General features: G+C 35.6%; 9 protein-coding genes. All 9 read right to left on the bottom strand.

Annotation, left to right across the window (positions count from 1 at the left end):
- Window positions 1-211 precede the first annotated feature (211 nt).
- Window positions 212-460 (bottom strand): spore coat protein, encoded by a 249-nt coding sequence (locus ACNSTQ_RS09950; RefSeq protein WP_275116713.1) that lies wholly within the window; start codon window positions 458-460, stop codon window positions 212-214.
- A gap of 13 nt (window positions 461-473) precedes the next feature.
- On the bottom strand, window positions 474-662 hold the full coding sequence (locus tag ACNSTQ_RS09945; RefSeq protein WP_418199685.1) for a hypothetical protein: 189 nt from the start codon (window positions 660-662) through the stop codon (window positions 474-476).
- Between the two features lie 136 nt (window positions 663-798).
- Window positions 799-1797 (bottom strand): CobW family GTP-binding protein, encoded by a 999-nt coding sequence (locus ACNSTQ_RS09940; protein WP_418199684.1) that lies wholly within the window; start codon window positions 1795-1797, stop codon window positions 799-801.
- 123 nt (window positions 1798-1920) lie between these two features.
- A complete protein-coding gene (locus ACNSTQ_RS09935; protein WP_418199683.1) occupies window positions 1921-2769 on the bottom strand; it encodes a class I SAM-dependent methyltransferase in 849 nt (282 codons plus the stop codon).
- Between the two features lie 130 nt (window positions 2770-2899).
- Window positions 2900-4099, bottom strand: coding sequence for a GTP-binding protein (locus tag ACNSTQ_RS09930; protein ID WP_418199682.1), 1200 nt, complete (start codon window positions 4097-4099; stop codon window positions 2900-2902).
- A 39-nt stretch (window positions 4100-4138) separates the two neighbouring features.
- The gene (locus ACNSTQ_RS09925) at window positions 4139-4531 is read right to left on the bottom strand and encodes a (2Fe-2S) ferredoxin domain-containing protein (RefSeq protein WP_418199681.1); all 393 of its coding nucleotides are present in this window, start codon (window positions 4529-4531) and stop codon (window positions 4139-4141) included.
- Between the two features lie 167 nt (window positions 4532-4698).
- Complete coding sequence (locus ACNSTQ_RS09920) at window positions 4699-5628, bottom strand: CobW family GTP-binding protein (protein WP_418199680.1); 930 nt, start codon at window positions 5626-5628, stop codon at window positions 4699-4701.
- Window positions 5629-5742: 114 nt separating this feature from the next.
- On the bottom strand, window positions 5743-6729 hold the full coding sequence (locus ACNSTQ_RS09915) for a CobW family GTP-binding protein (RefSeq protein WP_418199679.1): 987 nt from the start codon (window positions 6727-6729) through the stop codon (window positions 5743-5745).
- A 71-nt stretch (window positions 6730-6800) separates the two neighbouring features.
- On the bottom strand, window positions 6801-7958 hold the full coding sequence (locus tag ACNSTQ_RS09910) for a nucleoside recognition domain-containing protein (RefSeq protein ID WP_418199678.1): 1158 nt from the start codon (window positions 7956-7958) through the stop codon (window positions 6801-6803).
- Between the last annotated feature and the right edge of the window lie 27 nt (window positions 7959-7985).

Here is a 7985-nt window from a genome sequence, read left to right as displayed (position 1 = left end):
AAACGATTTGATTCATGGTATAATGTTTAAACATAAGGATACCTCCGTTAATTTATTGTGTGGTAACTTTAATTTTATCAGATGGTATCCTTATTTGAATTCAAAAACCAGTTAAATCTAAAAAAAATAAAGAGTGGCACTCACCCCATCTCATTAGGGTGAGTGCCACTCTATTTTTTATTTACTGGGTTTTGTCCCAGCCTCTTAAATATTATTGACCACTTAACTCTGATCGAACCTGTTGAACTTCTTGCGGTTGTGCAGGTGCTGCCGGCTTATAATATCCTCTTTGTTTAGCTGCATTGTATACTGTATACTGACGCGCTTCATCTTGGTTTCTCATTTGTTGAATAGTTTGACGAAGTTGCGGGTTGTCCGTTTGTGAAATAACGTTTGCATACGTTGTTAAACTAGCATTTATCATTGATAAATAATCATTCATCATATCTTTTTCATTCATCGTATTACCCTCCTTATTGTTGATTTAAAAATGACATCAGTTGTTGTTTCGAGTTTCTAGCCGCTTGTGCATCATTTTGTAGCATTTGTACAATTTGTGGATCGTTACAATTTGCCGCATACGCATCAAGCTTATTAGCGACCGTTTCATGTCCACCGATTAAGTGACGAAGGTTCTGTAATTCTAACTCATTAAGTTGCATGGTAAGTCTCCTTTCACTATGTAATCCTTACATCTCTAGTATTTAAAGAAAAAGGGAAATTATGTACTTCTTATTACACAAAAAAATAAATAAACGGTGCCAAAAAAACGGTGCCAAAAAACGGTACCAGGCACCTTTAGTTCACTAAAGGTGCCTGGTACTGGATGACTTTATTCCATTGGGCGGTGAGTTCTTCTTTGTTTAGATCGATCCCGATTACTACTAAATAATGTTCACCGGTATAGGTGGATGGTTCCCAAGAGGTACGTTTAACAACATGTTGCATTAAGTAAGTTTGGTTTTTACCTAGTAATGGAATATAACCCTTTGATCTTAAAATCGATCCTTTATATTTTTTCAGGAATTTCTCAATCTCTTTTTCACGTATTGGCTGAGGAATAGGAAGTGATATGGTTTGGATACGAGAATAGGACTTCTTATGTGGATGTTTTTCCTGTTTTCCTTCTTGACTTTTCTTATTAAATGTAACTCTTATTTCCTGTCTAGGCCTTTTCTGCTGAATGGGATTTAAGACTGGGTCAAGGTCAATTTCACTGTAGTTTGTAAAACAAATCTCTGCTTTGTTATTTTGTTTCCTAAGTATTTTGTTAATCTTTGTTTTTCTTGCCGAGTCCACTAAATCAATCTTATTTATAACTAATAAATCGGCTACTTCCGTTTGTCTTTTCACTGTTTCAACGAGATTACGATCTGCTTCAAAAATGCTGTTATAATCTAATACATTTTCTGCATCTAATAAAGTAATGACTTGTTGAAGACTCAACCGGTCAATAAATTGTGGCTCAGTCAAAGAATCCGCTACCTCTTCAGGATTTGCTACACCCGTTAATTCGATAAAGATCACATCCGGCTTTTGTAATAATAATTTTTCAATGCTTGCAACAACCTCACCTTTTTTATTACAACAAATACAACCGTCTAGTAACTTTTCGACCACTTGTTCTTTTCGATCATTTGAAATAATAGCACCATCTGTATCTGTACTTCCTAGCTCATTCATTAATACAGCTGGTTTTAAGTGAAGCCGTGAACATTCTTCTAATAACCGAAGTAACAACGTCGTTTTCCCACTTCCTAAAAAACCACTTAACACAAAAACAGGAATTTTAGCCACCGGAATTCATCCTCTCTAAATTCATTCGCTCTAATTCCTAACTATATTCAACTTAAATAAGAATTATTCCGATTAAATACAAGCTCATGACCTTCGTTAATGCCAATGAGAAACAATTCAATCTTAATGTTTGGGGCTCCACGAAATGATGGCTGCATGAAAATGGTGATCATAGATGTACTTTCCGTCTTTAAATTGAACAAACTTACTTAAAGACTTTTCAACATCCTTCAGTTTATAGTCAACGGTAAGGATTTTACTTGTATTTTCTTTAAGTAATTGTTCATAGTTAGTAAATTCATAAGTTCTTGTTATAGGTAACATCTTACAATCGGCGTATATACCTAAGCTATAAAGTAACTGAAGTAAATCAATATAATCTCTACGGGGATGCTTTACCTTATAACCATACTTTTCATGCAGTACTTCGTAATGAGGTTGAATAGGTCCTGTTGTCATACCAATAACAGCCAACCGTTTTGCCTGTTGATTAATTAAAGATAGAGCTTTGGTAATTTTGTTCATCCTATAAAAACAATTCATTCCAAAGACAACATCATAATGAAGATCGGTCTCAAATTTTATATCTTCCCATTTATGATGGAGGAACTCTACATTAGTGCGTTGGCGCATTTGGCAAGCTTCCTTTAGATACTCTAGAATAGATCTCGAACTATCAACAACAGTTAACTTCTTTACTTGTTCTGCTAAAGAAAATGTATAATTTCCCCATCCTGGCCCAATTTCTAGAACATGATCTTCAGTACCGAACATCGAAGATAAGGCACCATATATTTCTTTTGCATACCGGTCAGGCACTTCCTGATTTTCTCTTTCCTTTATTAACTTCTTCCAGAAAGCTTCTTCCGTTTTATCATTTACCATTCTCTCTGGGAGTTTTCCTTCCCAATCTTTCATTCCATCTTGCCATTTTTCTTCATAAATTCTTATCCTGTTATCTTGAATGTTCATTAACATGGACCTCTTTCTTACTTATGGTTTTATAAAATATAAGATATAAAAAAAACTCTTTCGGATTCGAAAGAGTTCAACAATAAACGGCAACAAATCTTAATAGTACACTTTCAAAACTATCAATCTTTTATGTCGTTTGTAAATTCCAATGAAACGGATCTTCTAATGCCTGCCAATCACTCGCCATTTCAGAATCTGTCAATAAGCACCCGTCTAAGTCTTTTATTATCTCCTCTACATCAAGGTCAGTACCTATAAAAACAAGCTTCGTGTGGCGATCACCGTATTCAACATCCCAATCTTGTAATAAATGCGGGTTTTCATTTAATATTTGCTTCTGTTCTTCAGTGGAAAGACTCGCTACCCAATACGTAATCGGTTCAATAGACACGGATGGACCCGCCTGAGACATGAGAAGCGCTAGATTATTTCGAGATGCACACCATGCAATTCCTTTTGCTCTTACAATGTTTTTAGGCATGGATTGACACCAATTTTGAAAACGAACAGAATGAAACGGTTCTCTCCTATAATAAACAAAAGAGGATATTCCATATTCTTCTGTTTCCGGTGTATGTTGCTCATGGCCAGCTGTCAATTCCCGAATCCATCCTGCTGAATTGCTCGCTTCTTCAAAATTGAATAGTCGTGTATTTAATATTTCACTAGAGTCTATATCGACTCTTACACTTCGAATTATTTTTGCTTTCGGTTGGAGTGTAGTAAGTACTTGTTCTAATTTTTGTAATTCTTCTTCTGTTACTAGATCACATTTATTTACTATTAGTACATCACAAAACTCAATTTGATCAATAAGTAAATCTGCAATCTCTCTTGTGTCATCCTCTCCTAAAGCTTCCTTCCGATCTAGTAAACTATCTCCAGAACGATAATCGTGCCAAAAACGATTGGCGTCTACAACCGTTACCATCGTATCAAGGCGACAATATTGTGTTAAATCAATATTGAGTTCTTCATCAATGTAAGAGAATGTCTGTGCAACAGGTGTCGGTTCACTGATTCCAGTCGACTCAATTACGATATAATCAATATTCCCGGCTTTCGCTAATTTCTCTACTTCGATTAACAGGTCTTCTCTTAATGTACAACAAATACAGCCGTTGGACATTTCAACTAACTTTTCTTCAGTTCGTGATAACTCCCCGCCTTGCTTAATGAGTTCAGCATCAATATTAATTTCACTCATGTCATTTACAATGACAGCAATTTTTAAACCATCACGATTTTTTAGTAGATGGTTTAGCAGTGTTGTTTTTCCTGAACCTAAATAACCACTTAAAACGGTTACTGGAATTGGATTTTTCATCTATTATTCCTCCTCAGTATATGTAGCACCTAGTAGAGTTTACAATTTCTTAGAAACCTTCTTAACTATCTGTTCGTCTTTTACTGTGCCAAGTACAGTTCCTTCTGTTCTTTCAAATCCAGTGCCCTGATGGTAATGGCTTATTTTATCTTTCAATGTCGTACCTCTTAACAATGAGTTAATGAAATGAGGAGCATCTTCACTAGTCATCTCCTTATACCAATAACTTTCTGGATATTGAATAACTACACATTTATCATGACAGCGACCATTACAAAGAGTTCTCGTTGTATGAATGACATTATCTAGGTTCTTAGCAGTTATTTCATGTCTAATTGATTGAGTTAGAGCTTCTGCTCCCGCTTTATTGCAACTACTACCATTACAAATCAGTACATGATGTTTTGTGTTTGACAAGTTCCAGGTTGCCACCTTCTCACCCCGCCCCTATTACTTTTTTCAGTACATCTTTCTACTCCTTTTGTTGTACTAAAATGTTATGATGAACGAATTAATTATAACACACAAATCGTAATCATTCCTATTTATAAATTATAATAGTTGTAACTCTAATCCCTAGTTGAAGACACATTTTCCAATTAAATAATTCTTTGCAATTTCCCTAATCCTTCCTCAATTTCTCCTCGATTAAGTTCTTCCCCGATGAACACGAGCACGGGTTCATACTTCTCAGTTGCGTACCTCTCAAAGATTGGCATTTCATATGCATAGTTAAATAAATAGAGGCCGGGAGTTTCTGTTAAATATATAAACCCTTTCACTCGATGCAGCCGTCCTTCTATCTTCTCTAACCATTGCAAAAAAGCGATTCGGTCAATCGGTTGATTCACTGACAATGAAATCGTCCTTAAGTGTAAGTGATGATGGACATGCGCTTGTTCAATCTCATTTAACTTTTCATTACTTTTCACTACACGATCATACAATATGGAGAAATTCATTTTTGCAAAGGTAACAGTTAAGATTTCCGCTTGAGTATTAATCTTTTTAACGCTCTCTGTTACTGCTGGTATTTCATCTTCATCTACTTGATCTACTTTATTAACTAGTACAACATCTGCATGTCTCACTTGTTCAACTAAAAGCTTTTTAAGTTTTATACTGAGTCTATTTTCGATCCACTGTTTAGCGTTAATAACCGTCACAATACACCGTATTTCAACTTTACTAATTAACGTTGGATGCGTGCATGCTTCAAGTATTTCTAATGGATGTGCAGCTCCAGTAGCTTCTATTAGAATAAGGTCTAATTCATATACTTCAAGCATTTGGCTCAATTGCAAGCTTAATTCCCCTTGAAGTGTACAGCAAATACAACCATTCAACATCTCTTTTAACGGAGTATCCATCGGAATCACTGCAGAGTCTATACTTATGTCCCCCAGTTCATTCATCAATACCCCTAGTCTTTTGCCATTCTTTTGCTCAAAATCAATTACTTCTTTTAATAGCGTACTTTTTCCACTTCCTAAAAAACCGCTTAATATAATTACTTCTACTTTTCTCAATTTCTATAGGTCCTCCTTTCCTTTTCATCAACTACCTTACAGTAACATCTGCCTATAAAAGAATAAATGAATAACCGTTTCACAAGTAAAGACCTACTCGTGAAACGATAATGGTTATGCTGAAACACAATTATTAAATTGTTCTTGAAACCACTGTTCATCTAGATCCGTTCCAATGACAACCATTTCACTTACTCTTTTCTCGTCTTTTTTCCACTCTCGGTCAGCTGTGCCTGCAAAAAGCATGTGAACACCCTGAAAGATTACACGCTTGTCTAAATTTTCAATATGAAAAATCCCTTTATATCGATACATTTGTGGACCTAGCTCAGCCAATAAGCTGTTCATCCACGCTTCTACTTTTGGTAAACTCAATGGTTTTTCGGACCGTAAAACGAATGCTTTCACATGATCATCATGATGATGGTGGTCATTTAATAAATCAGGAGCAATTTCAAGTTTTTTATCCAGATCAAATGAATATAAATTTAAAATTTTGTTCAAGTCAATACTGCCTTGCATCGCTCGTTCTATTTGAGCTGTCGGGTTCATTTTTCTCAATCTATGAATTACCGAATCGATATGTTCTTCATCGACTAAGTCGACTTTATTTAAGAGTAATACGTCTGCAAAAGCTACTTGTTCTTGTGCTTCATGTGACCTGTTTAACTGTTCATGAACATGATACGTATCGACAACTGTAACGATCGAGTCTAGATGATAATATTCTGATAGCTCTGGATCCACAAAAAATGTTTGCGCCACTGGACCAGGATCAGCCAGACCTGTTGTTTCAATAACCACTCGGTCAAAATTAAGGTCCATCCCGTCTCTATCATTTCTTCTCTCTTTTAGATCATGTAAAATTCGAATTAAGTCCCCCCGAATCGTACAACAAATACAACCATTGTTCATTTCAAAGATTTCTTCGTCTACACCAACAACAAGTTGATTATCAATACCTACTTCGCCAAATTCATTTACAATCACAGCGATCTTCTGTCCATGGTTTTCCGTTAAGATGTAGTTCAACAAAGTCGTCTTTCCAGCCCCTAGAAAACCTGTTAGCACAGTGACAGGTACTTTCCCGTTATTCTTCATATCAATCACTCCTTTAATTATATCTCGTATTTCACCACCTATTTTAATCGTAACCATTACGATTTAAACTTCTAAAAAAAGAAAATAATTGCTTTATATATAATTAATAAACTAAATGCAGAAATAATCGATGTTAAAGCTTGTTTCGAAGAATGCTTTAGTGCATATAGAAAGCCCATTTCTTTTCCAATCGCCCACATAGTTACTAAGCATGCGGACAATGTAGATGCTAAATAAACTAGCAAAAACAATTCAACTGTCGTGATTGAAGCTAATAATTCACCGCCACCTTGGTTAAATAAAAGCATGCCATCTTTTCGAATGACTGAAAAGAGTAATCCCACACTGGCAGCAGCAGGAATGGATAATAGCGATAAGACCGGTTCTACCATTTGGGATAATTTAGCGATTAACCCTAAACCATCAAGTATTGCAGCAATGATGCATATGACTAAAAATATCGGCATCGCTTGAAGAAAGAATTGAGAAACCGTACCTTTTATTTTTCCAAAGAATTGTTTAAGACTACCTGTGTTTATTGGTGTTGCAGGATAAAAGTAATCAGCTGCTTTATTGGCAGATGGATACCAAAGTTTAGTGTGCAATGCACCGACAATGATTAATACAAACAAGTATGGGATAAAAAGCCACGGCTTCCCACCGACACTAAAAATAGAAAGGGTAGCACCAATTTGATAACTGCATGCAGAACCAAAAGATATCATGGATATACACTGTTTCCTCGTACAAGCACTGCAAGATTTTGTTTGAAGAACCGCGACAACGTTACATCCGTACCCCGTTAGTACAGGAATAAAATCTCTTCCACTTAAACCAATTCTTCTTAAACTGGGTGTAATTTCACTTGTAATTTTATCCTTAAGGCCTACTTCCTCGGTAAAAGCAATACTCATCCCAACAAATAAAACGACTGGAAAGGCCCATAAAAACGAATACATTCCCAGTGTAAATAAGCCAAAATCTCCAACTAAAACTTGTTCAATTAGATACGGCGTATGCGAGAATACCTGTTCTAATGGCTCTATAATTGCTCCTTCAAACACTGGCTCTATAGCGCTTGCAAGCATGTAAGCAGCATATACAGGAAGTCCGTAAACACTAATCACTAAAAATAAATAAAGTAACACTTTCCCGTTCGTAAACGGAAACTTTGGGAATTTATATGTTTTTTTATTTAAAGAATAGGAAGCTTTCCTTAATTCACTCATTACGTTGCCTCCTTTAATGAAAACGGT

Origin of the sequence: Alkalihalobacterium sp. APHAB7 (assembly GCF_048323755.1) — a bacterium.
GTDB lineage: Bacteria > Bacillota > Bacilli > Bacillales > Bacillaceae_F > Alkalihalobacterium.
Note: the sequence above shows the minus strand (reverse complement) of the source record. Positions and strands in the feature narration are given on the sequence as shown.